The 15205-nt window shown below is 52.4% G+C and carries 17 protein-coding genes; 10 read left to right on the forward strand and 7 right to left on the reverse strand.

Annotated features, from left to right (window positions below):
- Positions 1–153 precede the first annotated feature (153 nt).
- The gene (locus A3K92_RS01280) at positions 154–1002 is read left to right on the forward strand and encodes a damage-control phosphatase (protein ID WP_088884548.1); all 849 of its coding nucleotides are present in this window, start codon (positions 154–156) and stop codon (positions 1000–1002) included.
- Here A3K92_RS01280 and A3K92_RS01285 read toward each other — a convergent pair.
- Both A3K92_RS01285 and A3K92_RS01290 read right to left on the reverse strand, forming a co-directional pair.
- Positions 999–2087: an AAA family ATPase gene (locus A3K92_RS01285; protein WP_088884549.1), complete on the reverse strand. Its 1089-nt coding sequence runs from the start codon at positions 2085–2087 to the stop codon at positions 999–1001. The two genes, A3K92_RS01280 and A3K92_RS01285, sit on opposite strands and share 4 nt — an antisense overlap.
- A 313-nt stretch (positions 2088–2400) precedes the next feature.
- The gene (locus A3K92_RS01290) at positions 2401–3546 is read right to left on the reverse strand and encodes a DUF763 domain-containing protein (RefSeq protein WP_088884550.1); all 1146 of its coding nucleotides are present in this window, start codon (positions 3544–3546) and stop codon (positions 2401–2403) included.
- Positions 3547–3715: 169 nt separating this feature from the next.
- Here A3K92_RS01290 and serK point away from each other — a divergent pair, with 169 nt between their 5' ends.
- Positions 3716–4444: an L-serine kinase SerK gene (serK, locus tag A3K92_RS01295; RefSeq protein WP_088854348.1), complete on the forward strand. Its 729-nt coding sequence runs from the start codon at positions 3716–3718 to the stop codon at positions 4442–4444.
- A gap of 412 nt (positions 4445–4856) precedes the next feature.
- Complete coding sequence (locus A3K92_RS09725) at positions 4857–5072, forward strand: DUF835 domain-containing protein (RefSeq protein WP_394335178.1); 216 nt, start codon at positions 4857–4859, stop codon at positions 5070–5072.
- Here the strand turns inward: A3K92_RS09725 and A3K92_RS01305 are convergent.
- The gene (locus A3K92_RS01305; protein ID WP_088884552.1) at positions 5062–5328 is read right to left on the reverse strand and encodes a hypothetical protein; all 267 of its coding nucleotides are present in this window, start codon (positions 5326–5328) and stop codon (positions 5062–5064) included. The genes A3K92_RS09725 and A3K92_RS01305 overlap by 11 nt on opposite strands.
- Positions 5329–5437: 109 nt before the next feature.
- On the opposite strand from A3K92_RS01305, the gene A3K92_RS01310 reads away from it, so the two are divergent.
- From A3K92_RS01310 to pyrE, 3 genes are all read left to right on the forward strand, one after another.
- A complete protein-coding gene (locus A3K92_RS01310; RefSeq protein WP_088886001.1) occupies positions 5438–6790 on the forward strand; it encodes an NfeD family protein in 1353 nt (450 codons plus the stop codon).
- A complete protein-coding gene (locus A3K92_RS01315) occupies positions 6791–7597 on the forward strand; it encodes a slipin family protein (RefSeq protein ID WP_088884553.1) in 807 nt (268 codons plus the stop codon).
- Between the two features lie 75 nt (positions 7598–7672).
- Entirely contained in the window at positions 7673–8221 is a 549-nt protein-coding gene (gene pyrE / locus A3K92_RS01320; RefSeq protein WP_088884554.1) for an orotate phosphoribosyltransferase, read from the forward strand.
- Here pyrE and A3K92_RS01325 read toward each other — a convergent pair.
- Together A3K92_RS01325 and A3K92_RS01330 are read right to left on the reverse strand one after the other, a co-directional pair.
- Positions 8205–9032: a MinD/ParA family ATP-binding protein gene (locus A3K92_RS01325; protein WP_088884555.1), complete on the reverse strand. Its 828-nt coding sequence runs from the start codon at positions 9030–9032 to the stop codon at positions 8205–8207. The genes pyrE and A3K92_RS01325 overlap by 17 nt on opposite strands.
- Positions 9033–9116: 84 nt before the next feature.
- Positions 9117–9338 (reverse strand): hypothetical protein, encoded by a 222-nt coding sequence (locus tag A3K92_RS01330; protein WP_088884556.1) that lies wholly within the window; start codon positions 9336–9338, stop codon positions 9117–9119.
- A 111-nt stretch (positions 9339–9449) separates the two neighbouring features.
- On the opposite strand from A3K92_RS01330, the gene rlmD reads away from it, so the two are divergent.
- Both rlmD and lrpA read left to right on the forward strand, forming a co-directional pair.
- Positions 9450–10715: a 23S rRNA (uracil(1939)-C(5))-methyltransferase RlmD gene (gene rlmD / locus A3K92_RS01335; RefSeq protein ID WP_088884557.1), complete on the forward strand. Its 1266-nt coding sequence runs from the start codon at positions 9450–9452 to the stop codon at positions 10713–10715.
- Positions 10716–10769: 54 nt separating this feature from the next.
- Positions 10770–11195: an HTH-type transcriptional regulator LrpA gene (lrpA, locus tag A3K92_RS01340; protein WP_088884558.1), complete on the forward strand. Its 426-nt coding sequence runs from the start codon at positions 10770–10772 to the stop codon at positions 11193–11195.
- A gap of 8 nt (positions 11196–11203) precedes the next feature.
- Here the strand turns inward: lrpA and A3K92_RS01345 are convergent, their stop codons facing one another.
- Positions 11204–12160: a hypothetical protein gene (locus A3K92_RS01345; RefSeq protein ID WP_088884559.1), complete on the reverse strand. Its 957-nt coding sequence runs from the start codon at positions 12158–12160 to the stop codon at positions 11204–11206.
- Between the two features lie 136 nt (positions 12161–12296).
- Positions 12297–13130, reverse strand: a complete 834-nt coding sequence (udp, locus tag A3K92_RS01350) for a uridine phosphorylase (RefSeq protein ID WP_088884560.1) — start codon at positions 13128–13130, stop codon at positions 12297–12299.
- Positions 13131–13199: 69 nt separating this feature from the next.
- Between udp and A3K92_RS01355 the strand changes: the two genes are divergently transcribed.
- Entirely contained in the window at positions 13200–14264 is a 1065-nt protein-coding gene (locus A3K92_RS01355) for a pyridoxal-phosphate dependent enzyme (protein ID WP_088884561.1), read from the forward strand.
- A gap of 35 nt (positions 14265–14299) precedes the next feature.
- A complete protein-coding gene (locus tag A3K92_RS01360; RefSeq protein WP_088884562.1) occupies positions 14300–15178 on the forward strand; it encodes an MEMO1 family protein in 879 nt (292 codons plus the stop codon).
- The last annotated feature ends 27 nt before the right edge of the window (positions 15179–15205 follow it).

Here is a 15205-nt window from a genome sequence, read left to right on the forward strand (position 1 = left end):
GGAGAAGTTTATTTTGTTTCTCTGATGCCTCCACCGTCCAAAGCACTTGAACATACTGAATAAGTCGAAAGTTTCATCCATCCCGATTTTCAGGCCAAACCCTGCCGATTGAGTTAAAAAGACCAAAACCCCTTTCATTCCCCGGTGATAAAAGTGAAAATCCACTACGAGTGCCTTGCCTGCGCCGCCAATCAGTGTCAGAAAATCGTGGAGATGGGGACGGACGACTTAGGGCTCAGGAAGAGGGGTGTCATCGAGGCGGCAAAGCTCATGGCGAGGATAAACGAAGATTCCGTTCCTGCTGTTTTTGGGAGTGAGGTATTCCTAGGCGTTTACAGAGTTATAGGCAACGACGACCCGTTTAAAGAGTACAAAGAGCTCTCGAACAAGCTGGCTGAGAAGGTCGTCTCAGACCTTGAGGGAGAAGATATAGACCTTAAGACCGCTCTAAAGCTTGCCATAATCGGCAACGTCATAGACTTCGCCGTCGGCTACTCCCCGGAGAGGATTGAAGAGGACGTTAAGGCGATGCTCGGCGAGGAGCTCTACATTGACCACTCCGACGAGCTCTTTGAGAGGTTGGGGAAAGCCAAAACCCTCCTCTACCTCACGGACAACTGCGGGGAGATATACTTCGACAGGCTCTTCATACGGAAGCTAAAGAAGGCCTTCCCACACCTGAAAATCTACGTCGCTGGAAAAGAAGGGCCGATAATCAACGACGCAACTGTTGAAGATTTGAGAAAGGCAGGCTTTGGGGAACTTGCCGAGATAGTCTCAACTGGCACGAGGATAGTCGGCGTTCCGCTCGACAGGGTCTCCCCCGAGTTCAGGGAGGTCTTTGAGAAAGCTGATGTCATAATTGCCAAGGGACAGGGCAACTTCGAGACGCTGAGCGAGGTGAAAGATAACCGCGTCTTCTACCTGCTAAAAGCGAAGTGCAGGCCGGTAGCGAGGGAACTCGGAGTGCCGCAGGGGAGCATGGTGTGTTTGAGGGGTTAGTGGCTGAGTGCGAACTCAAGCACTGGATCTGCTATGCTGTAGGCTATGTTTCTCCCCTCGACCCTCTTTTCTATGAACGAAGCTTTCAGAAGCGCGTTGAGGAGCCTCGCCAGCGTGGCGTCCTCTATTTCTCTCTTCTCCTTCCCTTCGAGCTCTCTCTTCAGCTCGCTCCACGTGTTCTTGCCCGAGGCTATCGCCCGGAGAACCGTCAGATAGCGCCTCCTCGCGAGGGGGCGCTTTTCAAGGAAGCGCTCAAGCTCTGCCAAAGCGAGCTTTGATGCCTCCTCAAGGACTTTATCGATAACCTCCTCCCGAAGACCTTCCCTGAGCGAAACCACACCGAACTTCACGAGCCAGCCCACTATTCCGTCGAGCCTATCAACGGCCTCTTCCAGAAGCTCCTTGGGGGCATCAACGCCAGCCTGTTCAAAGCCCCTCCTGAGGAAATCAAGGCTCTGCTCCCTTGAAAACCTTGAAAGCTCTATCTCGTGGAAGGCCCTCCCGTAGAGAGGAGCGTCCGGGTTCTCAACGCCGAGGAAGTCGTAGAGGAGGCCCACTTCAGAGCCGGTCAGGATGAAGGTGGTCTCGCCGTAGTCGTAGAAGTGGGCTATCAGCGAGGCGAGCTCCTTTCCGGCCGGCCCCCTTGCCTCTTGGACTTCATCGAAAGCTATCACAAAGCCCTCGCTTTCGAGCGCCGAAATGAGGGAATAGAGTGTTTCAGGGTTCTTCCACGAGAGGGAGACACCGATTCCCGAAAGGCTCACGCCGTCTATGAGCTTTATCTTCCCCTTCAGCCTCGCGAAGAGGGGGGCGTTTTTTGAGAGATGCTCGTTGAGCGCCGCCTGAAAGCGGAGGTAGAGGTCGCGCCTTGAGTTCGGGTTCACCCCGCGGAGGTCGACTATCACGTGAGGTTTTTTGGCCTCGTTGAGGGCAACCCGCAGGAGGGAAGTCTTCCCGAGCCTGCGGAGTCCCTTGAGAACCACCAGCGGCTTTTGATGCTTAATGGAGGCAAGCATCCCCTCAAGCTCCCCCTCCCTGTCGTACAGGTCCTCCCTCCTGCTCTTGGGCCTCTCGTCGAAGTACATACTAACACCCCGATAGTATACTATCACCCCGATAGTTAAAAGGGTTGCGATTGAGTGGCAGGGAGGATTAATATTAACCGAAGGGCGAAAACGTCTTCGAAAGGGACTCAAAGATGCTTGAAACCGAGGACAGTGGCGTAACTGGCTTAGGAGTTGGGGATTTTGAGGTCATACCATGCTAAGTTTTTCCTCAGTTTGTGCACTTGAAACACCACACTGCACAAAATCCTTAGAATTTGTGCACTGTACTGCACAACTTGAGAAACGGTTAGCAGTTGCAGCACGATTAGACTACTCATGATGAAACAATTCGTTAAGTTGCCCTCTTCTCCCCCTCCGGGAACTTCCAGTTCTTCGTTATCTTGGTGACGTTCCTCACGAGGGCCCTCTCCTCTGGGTGCCTTGAGACGAGCTCCTCAAGGAAGGAAATCAGCTCGTCGTAGGCCGGCTTGTCTATCGGGAAAGGAACGCGATCCTTGCCGCCAACGGCGTAGCTGAACTTGAACGGATCAGGAGGGTGAGTTACCGGGTCCTTCCAGCTCGGGTGGACGTCGTAGACCAGCTCAAGGACGAGCGATAAAGCCCTCAGAGTGCTCGGCCCGAGGCCCTTCAAAAGCAGAAACTCCTCGTAGTTCGAAACGCTGAGTTCTCTCGCAAATTCTAAGGCCCTCCTGTTCAGCTCGAACTTTCCGAGGCTCTCGTAGCGCTTTAGCAGGTCTTTCTCCCAGGGCTCGCGGGGCTTGTAATAGACCAGCGGACGGTAGCCCTTTGCTATGGCCTTCAAACCCTCAAGCTCGCGCTCTATCTTAACTGGATTTTCCTGGATGACGTCGAGGAGGGTCTTCTGGTATTCCCTCGCTTCCCTTGATACGGTGTTGAGGGCGAACTCCCTTTTAAGGCCCGATATGGCTTTGTGAGGATCGAGGGTGAAAGTTTCAGCGTCGAACCAGTGGAAGCGCCTCGCGAGCCTTTCCCTCTCGTTCATCCCCTGCTGAATCACCGCCCAGTTGCCCTCCTCATCGAGGAAGAAAACGTGGTGGTAGAGCTGGTAGCCGGTCTGGAGGGCGACTGTGTCAATCTTGGCGACCAGCCTCGAAGTCCTGACGTAGGGCCCGGGGTCGAGTTCGTAGAGCTCCGCGATGGTTTTCAGTTCCTCCGGCGTCGCCCGGCTCTTCTTTCCCTTTCCGCCGGCCGCTTTTACTCCAAGTTCCTCCCTCCAAAGGGCGTCCTTTATCATGCCGGCCGTTACCGTCGTCGAGCCACTGCTGTCCCAGTCCATCCCGATGACGTTGTTGAAGGCCTGAAACCACACCGGGTCGGAGAGCCTCTCGAGGAGGCCCTTCGTGCCGTATTCCTCGACGGCTAAGATTAGAACTAACCTCGTCAGCTTCCTCATTCGCTGGGCGAGCCACCCCGGGACGTGGCCGCCGTGGAGGGGCAGGTCAGCGACGTTCCTCATCGGAGCTATTTGGGCCTTTGGTGTTTTAACGGTTGTCCCTTAAAATCCTCAGGCTTTATCCCGCTTTTCCGCAAAATGCCCGGGGAATGTTGTCCTTATGAAAGGGAAAGCCTTTTTACCCCTCGTTTCGAGAGGGGTCTGAAGGTTTAACGCTTACGGAGGGTTGAGAATGGGAGTGGAAAAGGTTCCGAAGTATGACATCCCGACCAAGAAGGTCGACTACGTTTTTATCGAGCTCGACAAGATGAAGCCCCACGAGCAGCTCGTCCAGAAGGAGCTTGAAGCCTTCATCGAGAGCGTTACTGGAAGCGGTATCTTCTGGAAGCCGATGCTCCTCGCGAAGGTTCCGGGCGAGGACATGTACCTCATCGTTGACGGCCACCACCGCTGGGCGGGTTTGCAGAAGCTTGGAGCGAAGAGGGCCCCGTCAGTCATACTCGACTACTTCAGTGACGACGTCAAAGTTTACACCTGGTACCCGGCCTTCAAGGGAGACCTCAACGAGGTCATTGAGAGGCTCAAGGCTGAGGGCCTTGAGGTCATCGAAGATCTGGAGGCCGAGGAGAAGGCCGAGAGGGGAGAGATAGCCTTCGCCCTCGTCGGCGAGAAGAGCTTCGCCATTCCTGGCGGCCTTGACGAGCAGAAGAAGGTAAGTAAGGTTCTTGACGAGATGAGCGTTGAAGGAAGGATAGAGCTCATCTACTATGGCCTCAAGGAAGACGCCAGGGAGGACATGGCCAAGGGCGAGATTGACTACGTCTTCATCAGGAAGGCCCCGACCAAGGAGGAAGTTATGGAGCTCGTCAAGCGCGGTGAAGTTTACTCTCCGAAGACCACCAGGCACGTCCTTCCCTTCAACCCGGACAAGATTGACGTCAAGCTTGAAGAACTGTTCTGAAGGTTTTTAACCTCTCCACCTTTCATTCTTCACCCGATGACGAAGGATTAACCGGCTGAACCGTGATGACATCGGCCTTGTCTGAGGGTGCTTTATTTTTTCTACACAGACACTTACACAACCACCTGCAAAAAAGGCCTTTAAATTTTCGGGCGTTTAGACTTATGGTGGGAAAATGCTGCCTATTAGAGGCTTAGTAACCCTCATTGGCCAGCTCCTTTCGGTGTCGGTCTCATCTCAGACCTACGCCCGCCGGACCCGTGGGGTGGAGATAGTACGCTCCCGGGGGCAGGCGAGGGAGTCAAAAGTTCTTACCGTTGGCAGGCCGGGGACTCGGGTGGAGGGGGATGCTATTTTTGTGGGCTCTGCCCCCGGCTTTGTGGGCCCCCGGGAGCTCCACAGGCTTTTACACATGCTCATCTCACACCTGCAGGAGAACCCGGATGTTCCAGTGGTTATAGAATGCCTTGAGTACCTTGCACTTCACAACGGCTTCAACAGCCTCCTGAAGTTCCTGAATACCCTGAGGGACTATGCAATTCTCTACGGCGGGACGGTTTATCTCGTAACTGATCCATTGGCGTGGACTGATAGGGAGTATGCCCTTCTCGAAAGGCTTATCCTTTAGTCAGCCACCTATCCAGCTTTACCGGATTTCTCCTGATGTCCCTGAGTGTGAGAACGTAGAGCTTCCTTCCGTCTTTGGCTCTTTTTATTCTTATCTCTCCCGCTTCCTCGAGAAGAACCAGCGCGTTCTTTATCTCCTTCTCCTTTAGGCTGGCCCTTTTGACTTCCTCCCAGAAGTTGCCCGATAGCGAGTATCTCGAGGCCTCTCTAACGATCTTCCAGGAGCGTTTTATTTTGACGTCTTTTGCTCCCGTCATGCTGCTCCCATTATTCTGTATCTAGCATGGATTATAAAACCTCATCGAACCGCTTAAAAACAAAATGAGTGCAAACTTTTTAAACTTTCATGAGTACCAAACGATGGCGATGAAAATGCGAGTGAGAACATTGGTTGGTCTCATCCTCCTGGTTTCCCTTTTAGTCCTCCCCTCAGCTACCGTTTCAGCCGACCGGACCAGGGTGGTTTACGTTGCCACCTTCGAGGGGGTAATCACCAGCTATTCCGTTGATCAGTTTTCACGGTACATTGAGATCGCAGAGTCCAATCACGCCGAAGCCCTGATAATAGAGCTCGACACCCCCGGCGGAAGGGGAGATGCAATGCAGGAGATAATCCAGCGGATAAAGGAGTCACGGGTTCCGGTTATCATCTACGTCTATCCCCCGGGAGCAATAGCGGCATCGGCCGGTACGTACATAGCCCTTGGCTCCCATCTAATAGCCATGGCGCCCGGAACAAGTATAGGCGCCTGCGAGCCGATACTTGGCTATTCTTCAAACGGGAGCATTGTGAAGGCCCCCGAGAAGATCAGGAACTTCTACATAGCCTACATCAAAAGCCTGGCCCAGGCAAGCGGGAGGAACGAAACCGCGGCTGAGCTCTTCATTACGGAGGATTTAAGTCTCACGCCCGAGGAAGCCCTGAAGAGCCATGTTATAGAGGTTGTGGCGGATGACCTCGATGATCTCCTTCAGAAGGCTAACGGAATGACGACCAAGATTCCCGTCGCCGGAAGAGGCAAAGTAACCCTGAACTTCACAGATGTTCGGGTTGTGAGGATTGGTCCGTCACTTAAAGACGAGGTAGTCAGATACATATCCGATCCGACCGTAGCGTACGTGCTGATAAACATTGGAATCCTTGGACTGATATTTGGATTTCTAACTCCTGGCTGGCATGTTCCCGAGACAGTGGGGGCAATACTTCTAGTTCTTGGCGTTATAGGCCTGGGTTACTTTGGATACAACAGCGCGGGTCTGCTACTCGTTGGGCTCTCGATAATCTTCTTCATAGCCGAGGCACTGACGCCGACCTTTGGCCTCTTTACCGTTGCGGGGGTAGTAACCATGGTAATCGGCGGAATTCTCCTCTTTGGAGGTGGAAACGAGTACCTGATACAGAGTTCAACGTTTTCGACTCTGAGAATAGTCATTATAACAATAGCCCTGCTTCTGGGCCTGTTCTTCGCCTTTGGTGTTGCGGCGATAATCCGAGACAGGAAAAAGAAAGCCCAGACCGGCAGAGAGGAAATGATAGGGGAAACCGGAAAGGTCGTTCAGGACCTCAGCCCGGAGGGAATGGTGAAGATAAGGGGCGAGCTCTGGAAGGCAGTGAGCAGGAACGGGGAAACGATAAAGGCCGGAGAAGTCGTCGAGGTTGTTGATATGAAGGGTCTAACTCTTATTGTTGAGAAAGTTGAAGAAAAGGAGGTGCCGTGAATGGCGGGTGTAGGAAGTTTGATTTTGGGAATTGTTTTGCTTTTTGTTTTGATTTTCCTTGCAAGTGCCATAAAGATCGTGAAGGAGTACGAGAGGGCAGTGATATTCAGGCTCGGTAGGGTCGTTGGTGCAAGGGGACCGGGACTGTTCTTCATCATCCCGATATTCGAAAAGGCCTACATAGTCGATTTGAGAACCAGGGTTCTCGACGTCCCGGTTCAGGAAACCATAACCAAGGACAACGTGCCCGTTAAGGTGAACGCCGTCGTTTACTTCCGCGTTGTCGATCCGGTCAAGGCCGTAACCCAGGTGGCCAACTACATAATGGCAACCAGCCAGATAGCCCAGACAACGCTGAGGAGTGTCATAGGCCAGGCCCACCTTGATGAACTCCTAAGCGAGAGGGAGAAGCTCAACATGGAGCTCCAGAAGATCATAGACGAGGCAACCGATCCCTGGGGAATAAAGGTCTCCACGGTGGAGATAAAGGACGTTGAACTTCCGGCGGGAATGCAGAGGGCAATGGCAAGGCAGGCAGAGGCCGAGCGTGAGAGGAGAGCGAGGATAACCCTGGCTGAGGCAGAGAGACAGGCCGCCGAGAAGCTCAGGGAGGCGGCTGAGATCATAAGCGAGCACCCGATGGCACTCCAGCTGAGAACGCTCCAGACCATAAGCGACGTCGCGAACGACAAGAGCAACGTCATAGTACTGCCACTCCCGATGGAGATGCTCAAGCTCTTCAAGAGTTTTGCCGATGCCGGCGAGGCTGTAAAGAAAGTCCTAGAAGAGAAAAAGGCCTCCGAGTGAGGCCGCTACCTTTTTAAACTCTTTTCTGTCGATTCATTCAGCCAAGCTTTTGAAAGTTTAAACAGGTGTGTCAAAATGAGCGAAAGGGAGAGGCTTATCGAGAAGATGTTCGAGGCGAAGGCCGTTCTCTTCGGCCGCTTTGTTCTGGCTTCAGGAAAGGAAAGCAACTACTACATCAACGTCAAGAAGGTAGTCACCGATCCTGAGGCACTGAAGCTCATAGCCCGCCTGATGGCCAAAAAAGCTGAGTCGGAAGGGATCGAGTTCGACAGAGTGGCCGGTCCCGAACTCGGTGCGGTGCCAATAGCGACCGCCTTATCCCTTGAAACCGGAAAGCCCCTCGTTATAGTCAGAAAGAAGCCCAAAGGGTATGGAACCAACAGTCAGATCGAGGGGGAAGTAAGAGAGGGAGAAAGGATCCTGCTCGTCGAGGACGTTACAACGACCGGGGGGAGTGTTCTGAAGGCAGCCAAGGTTCTCGAGTCTCTTGGAGCTAAGATAGCTGCCATATCAGTTGTCGTTGACCGCGAGGAAGGGGCAGAGGAGAACATAAGAGGGAACGGCTACAGGTTCCTGCCCGTTCTCAGGGTATCAGAGCTGCTGAACTTTAACTCCAGTGAATGACCCTGTGGATGATCTCCATGATCGAGTGCCCGTATTCGCTCCATTTTGACTTTTTGTGATGCTTTTTCCCGAGAGTCCATGTGGCCAGGTTTTCTCCGAGTTCCAGAAGATCCCTAGAAGCTTGAGTTCGGGGGAACTTTGCAAGAACCGGTGTTCCGTAGTTCGAAGCTAGGGGAACATTGCTGTCAAAGGATATAATACCCAGAACGGGTACCTTAACAACGTCCTCAATGAAATCCATGACCTCGTCAAGATCTCCCCTGGCTTCTCGGACCTTGTTGATGACAACGCCCACTTTCAGGCCGAACTCTTCCCCCAGGGCTTTCAGCTTTATGAGCTCGTTTTCCAGCATTCTCTTGAAGCTGTATATCGGTGACCTCTCCAGCTCTAAAACTATCAGCTGGTATTCCACAAGGTTGAACGTCGATAGTGTGTCGAAGGGTATCCCAACCGGGGAATCCACTATTGTCATGTTGTATCTCCTTCGATATTCGGAAACTACCCTGGCCATGTTCCTCGGGTCTAGATGGAGCACGTCGTATATGTTGGAGCTTCCCGGAACTATGTAGACTCCCGTCTTTGGATCCCTGTAAACGGCGCTGAAGGGGTTTGCCTTCGGGTCTTTGAGAATCGAGTGCAGGTTCACCACCGGGTTGTATATCCCAAAATGGAATGCAAGCTTGGGTAAGAACAGATCACCGTCGATAACAACGGTGTCCAGTCCCTCTTCTCGGGTAAAATACACACCAAGGTTGCTGGCTATTGTTGTTTTCCCCGCCCCTCCCCTTCCGGTGATGATGATGCCTGGCATTGTGTGCACCCGTACTTCTCAATGTAACCTTACTGGTAGAAATAGTTTTCTGTACGACCTAAAAACAAAATGGGGTAGAGAGGATTAAACTCTAACGTAATCGGTGAGAGTTTTTGCCTTTACAAAGACGCTGGCCTTGTCCTTTCCGTAGAAGAGCTCAACTAAACCGTCGGATTCAAGTTCTTTCAACGTTGAGAGAAGGGCTGGGCGGGGTGTTTCGAGCTCGGCGCTTAGGTTTTGGAGAGCAACGGCTTTTTTCTTTGTTGCCAGAACCTTGTATACAAGTTCTTTCCTGCGCCCTAACATCCAACAAACACCAGTGTAATGTACGACTCACTATAAATAAACTTTGCTGGAAAAATTTGGGCAATGTGGCAACCGCCATAATTTATAAACCTTTCTTTCCACAGTTAACTCATGCCGTTTGAAATCGAGATCAAAAGCCTGAGTGACGAAGGCCTTGGGGTTGGCTTTCTGGGCAGGAAGAAGGTTTACGTCCCTTTTTCTGCTCCGGGCGATCTGGTTAGGGTTTATAAAACACGAAGAAAGAAAAGAAAAATCCTGGCAGAAGAATTCGAGTTTTTAAGGCGATCAGATCTGGTCGTTGATCCAACGTGCCCCTACGCGGGAAAATGCGGAGGCTGCCTTCTCCAGCACCTCCCCTACGATGAACAAATGCGCTTTAAAGAGGCAAAACTTAGACGGCTTCTTGGGATGGATATTAAAGTTATCCCTTCTCCAAAAATTTTTGGCCACAGAAACAGGATTGACGTTGTCATTTCGACAAGCGGTATTGGGTTCAGACGTTATGGAACCTGGTGGGATGCGGTGGACATAGACCACTGCCCCGTGTTCGGTGACTCCTCCAAGAGGGTTCTCTCTTCTTTGAGGGAGTTTATTGAGGATCACGAGGTTACCCTTTATGAAATCCAGAAAAACGAAGGTTTCCTTCGCTACATTGTTCTCCGGGAAGGTAAGTTTACTGGGGAACTCATGGTGAACTTAGTTACATCACCTGGAGAACTGTCGGAGGAGTTTCCCGACTACTTTGACTACGCTGACTCCATATACTGGAGCATCAATAGAACGCCGAGTGATGTCTCCTACGGAGAGATCGAAAAGTTCTGGGGGGAGGAGTACATAAAAGAAAAACTCGGGGACGTGATCTACTTAATCCATCCAAACAGCTTTTTCCAGACGAACAGCTATCAGGCTGTCAATCTCGTTGAGGTGGTAAGCGGATTCTCTGAAGGCGAGCGGATTCTCGATCTTTACTCGGGTGTGGGCACCTTCGGTGTTTATCTCGCCAAGCGGGGCTTTAAAGTTGAAGGAATTGAGATCAACCCCTTCGCGGTGGAGATGGCCAGAAGGAATACGGAACTCAACGGTGTTGAAGCGGACTTTAAAGTTGGCTCCGACCGCGATGTGGAGAGTCTCTCTCGTTACGACACCGTTGTTGTGGATCCGCCCCGGGCGGGGCTTCATCCCAAGCTCGTTGGGAGAATTCTAAAGGACGAACCCGAAAACCTTATCTATGTTTCCTGTAATCCGAAGACGCTCGCCAGGGATCTCGACGAGCTCTTGAAAAAATACTCCGTATTGGATGTCGTGGGGCTTGACATGTTCCCCCACACTCCCCACGTGGAAGTCGTCGTTAAGTTAGGTTTGAATCGGAACCAATAAGTTAATATACAATTCCGCCATAGTTTGGATTTAGAAGTGAAGAGGTGATAGAAAGTGCTGGATGAGAGAGATAAGATCATCATCGAAATGTTGACCAAAGACGCCAGGACACCGTTTACCGAGATAGCCAAGGTTCTGGGCATAAGCGAGACCGCCGTGAGGAAACGCGTCAGGGCCCTTGAAGAGGCAGGAATCATAAAGCAGTACACAATAGTCGTGGATCCCTCCAAGTTGGGCTACAACTTGGTTAGCATAACCGGGGTCGATACTCTCCCGGAGAAGATCTTTGAAGTGGCCCAGAAGCTCAAGGAGTTTGAGTTCGTGAAGTCCGTCTACCTCACGAGTGGGGACCACATGATAATGGCGGAGATATGGGCGAAGGACGGCGAGGACCTCTCTGACATAATCTCAAACAAAATCGGGAAGATCGACGGAGTTACAAAGGTCTGCCCGGCGATAATCCTGGAGAGGCTCAAGTGAGTTCCTAATTAGAACAGACCAAGGGCCTTTGCTTCGAACTCCCTTTGGATCCTGACCCCTTCGAGGAACAGCCTACGTGAGAACTCCCTTAGTCTTTCGTTTTTTCTTCTCTTTGATTCGTCGAGGAGCTCAACGGCCAGAAACTTCAGGGTTCTCGCGAACAGATAGTCGTTCTTTTCCAGTCCCAGGGCTAGCCTGTACGTTTCTTCATCGTATATCCCTTTAAGGGCAAGCTCCCAGGTAAAGAGGAGTCTCTCTTCTCCCCGAGGGGATTTGGCTAGATAACGTGCGGCTTCTTTTGGCTTATCTATTGTTTGGAACGCCAGCTTTACAGCTAGTTCCCCCGGATATTTCGTTTTCTGATAAATCTCTACGGTCTTTTCGAAGTTTCCGATCTCTAGGTAGATAAGCCCGGCCTTTTCCAGGAGCCAGCTTCTCAGGGGTTCTTCCGTGAGCTCGGCTAACGTCTCCATACTGAAAACGTCCCCAACGTCTTCAAGGAGTTTGAAGTACTCGATGAGGTAATTCTTCCTCTCAAGGCCAAACTCCTTGAACTGGGGCTTTGGAGGGGCTTTTTTGGGCCTTTCAAAACGGGGAACTATTCCGGTTTTAATCTCTCCCCTCATGCGTAGAAGCTCTGCCCCGGGCATTAACTTTCCGTCTTTGAACACTATCCCCTGCGGGAGAGGTTTAATGTGCTCTATATCATCCTCTGTGAGGCCTAATTCACTCAGTGAGACCCCAGCAGTTCCCTTCTGGACTATTACCTTGGCCAACATGTCTGAGATGCTTTTTAGGGCTTTTTTCTTTAGGTACTGGCTTTTGATTTTTGTGGCCGCGTTTATAGCCAGTTTGAACTTTTCAGCCCTGGAAAAAATGTATGAAAGATTTCTGAGGACTTCATCTCGGAGTGATTCGGTCGATATCTTGAGCGCTATCTCAACGGCCCGCTCTGGGACTTTCACTGCGTATGCCTCGACAACTCATTTAAGGGCGTAGTCCCGCCAGTAGGGATTCTTTATCTCCATTGCAATGGAGTATGCTCCATCCAAGTTTTCTCTGTTCAAAAGCTCCCTAACTTTCAGCACTTTCTCGTCCATCTCAACCCCTCAGCCCAGGGAACCATATTTTTTTGCCTTTCCTTTCTTTCTCCTCGTCCCACTCGTGGAGTATCTTCACTGCCTCGCTCGCCACCAAGGCAGCTTCCTTTTCTCCCGCCTTGCCGAACTCGTTGGTGATCCTGTTGGCGAAGACAGCACAAACACAGCCTGCTCTAAGGCCGTAGATGTTGGCTAACGTGTAGAGCGTCGCCGCCTCCATTTCGAAGTTAGTAACCCTCGCCTGCCTGAGGTCGTCGAGGATGTTCCTCGCGAAACTTGGGAAGTAGCCGTTTAAACCGGGCCTTCCCTGCCCGAGATAGAAGCTGTCCGTCGAGGCGGTTATGCCTATGTGGTACCTGACGCCCAGATTCTCGGCCGCTTCAATTAAAGCCATCGTGACCTCTAAATCAGCGACTGCCGGGTACTCAACCCTAACGTACTGCTTTGAAGTTCCCTCGAGCCTTACCGCCGCCTTGGCAATGATTAAGTCCCCTATCTCTATCCCGGGCTGTATCGCACCGGTCGAGCCAACGCGGATGAAGGTGTCTGCCCCTATCGCGGCTAGTTCTTCAACCGCTATGGCCGTGGATGGTCCACCTATACCCGTTGAGGTTACGCTTATTGGGACGCCCTTATACTTCCCGGTGTGTGTCCTGTACTCGCGGTGGAACGCTATCTCCCTCGCCTCGTCCCAGAGCGAGCTTATCTTCGGGACTCTATCAGGATCTCCGGGAAGGAGAACGTAGCGCGCGACATCGCCCGGCTTGCAGGCTATGTGGTACTGGTAGCCCTCCTCTGTTTGAGGCCTCTCGGCGGAGATGAACTTCTCTCCCATGGCAACCACCTTTTTATGTCGGTGAACTATAATAGGGCTTGAAGCTAAAAAGCCTTTGGGGCTGAAAGCATGCTCAGGTGTACGCGGTGTGGTAAGACCTATCCCGAGACATTCAGGCTGAGGTGCGACTGCGGTGGAACCCTGCTGGTGGAGAGGGAGGTCTATGACTTCTTCGGCAACCTCATGCCGTACTTCGACGCCAGAAGATACGTTCAGTTTCTTCCCGTTAGCGGGAGCCTTCTGCCCCCTCCGGTTCCGGCCATAACACCGGTTGTAGAGCTTGAGGTCGAATCTGTTAATGCCCTCTTCAAACTCGACTACCTTCAGCCGAGTGGCTCTTTCAAGGACAGGGGGACGTGGGTAACCGTGGCAAAGCTCATGGAGGAGGGGATAAACGAGGTTGTCCTCGACAGCTCTGGAAATGCCGCCTTGAGTATGGCCCTCTACTCCCTTCCAGCTGGGATTACGGTTCATACGTTTGTTTCTTACGGTGCCCTTCCCGAAAAGCTTGCCCTCCTTCAGAGGCTCGGGGCGGTTATCCACTTCGTAGACGGCGACAGAATGGCCGTTCACGAGAGGGCAGTTGAGTTTGCCGAGAAAACTGGGCTAACCTATGTTTCCCACTGGCTCAACCCCTACTTTCTTGAGGGAACCAAGACGGCCGCCTTTGAGGTTTACGAGCAGGTTGGAGTCCCAGACTACGTTTTGGTCCCAACTGGTTCTGGGACACTGTTCCTCGGCCTCTGGAAGGGTTTCACGGAGCTCAAGAGGATGGGAGAAATAACGGATCTCCCGAGGCTTGTTGCGGTTCAAGCAACTGGCTACGAGAGCTTATGTAATCGCTCGCCCTTAAAGAACAAACTCGCCGACGGAATAGCGATTCCAGAGCCTCCGCGCCTTGACGAGATGAAGCGAGCCCTAAAAGAGACTAACGGCCTCTGCGTGAGCGTTACCTGGGAGGAGACTGAGGAGGCTTGGGAATGGCTGAAGAGAGCAGGCTTTCTCGTTGAGCCCACCTCTGCTGTTGTTCTTGCCGCCCTGTGGAAGCTGGTCGAGACCGGTGAAATCCCTGATGGTTCGAAGGTTCTGCTCCCCCTCACAGGCTCGGGCCTCAAGCTGACCGAAGGGATTTAAACTTTGACGTCGATTACCTTGCGGAGGTGAGGGAAATGGGTGTTAGATACCCTGCCGTCGCTGGGAGCTTCTATCCCGCTGACGAGGAACTGGTAGAGATGCTTGAGAGGTTCTTCAGGGATCTCGGTGAGGAGGGGAGCGAGAGGAAAATCACGGCTGGCGTTGCACCGCACGCTGGCTACGTCTTCTCGGGGTACACAGCGAGCAGAACCTACAAGGCAATCTTTGAAGACGGTCTGCCAGAAACCTTCGTGGTACTCGGGCCGAACCACACCGGGTTGGGCTCACCAATAGCGGTCTATCCAGAGGGTGAGTGGCTAACTCCCCTTGGAAGCATTGAGATCGATGCGGAGATGGCGAAGGCGATAGCTAGACTCTCTGGAATAGCAGATCTCGACGAGATGGCGCACACCTACGAGCACTCCATAGAAGTGCAGGTGCCGTTCATCCAGTATCTGGCCGAGAAGGCCGGAAAGGACGTCAAAATCGTTCCCATAACCCTCGGAATTCAGGACGAGGAAGTGGCCAAAGATCTCGGCAGGGCCATCTTTGAAGCCTCTAAGGAGCTCGGAAGGGACGTTGTGGTCATAGCGAGCACCGACTTTACCCACTACGGCCCCGTTTACGGCTATGTACCGTTTAGGGCCAGGGCTGATGAGCTTCCCCACAGGATAAAGGAGTGGGACTTTCAGGTAATAAGGCACATCCTCGACTTCGACGTCGATGGGATGTTCAATGAGATCAGAAAGCTCGACCACACGATGTGCGGGCCCGGTGGTGTCGGAACCGCGATAGTCTACTCCCGCCTGGCTGGAGCGGTTGAAGCCGAGCTTTTACACTACACGACCAGCTTTGAGGTGAGCCGCTCGACTGATGCGGTGGTTGGCTACGCGAGCATCGTGATGAGGAAGTGAGCGAAAGGGTGATAAGATCCTTTTCTT

It is taken from the genome of Thermococcus gorgonarius (assembly GCF_002214385.1).
Lineage (GTDB): Archaea > Methanobacteriota_B > Thermococci > Thermococcales > Thermococcaceae > Thermococcus > Thermococcus gorgonarius.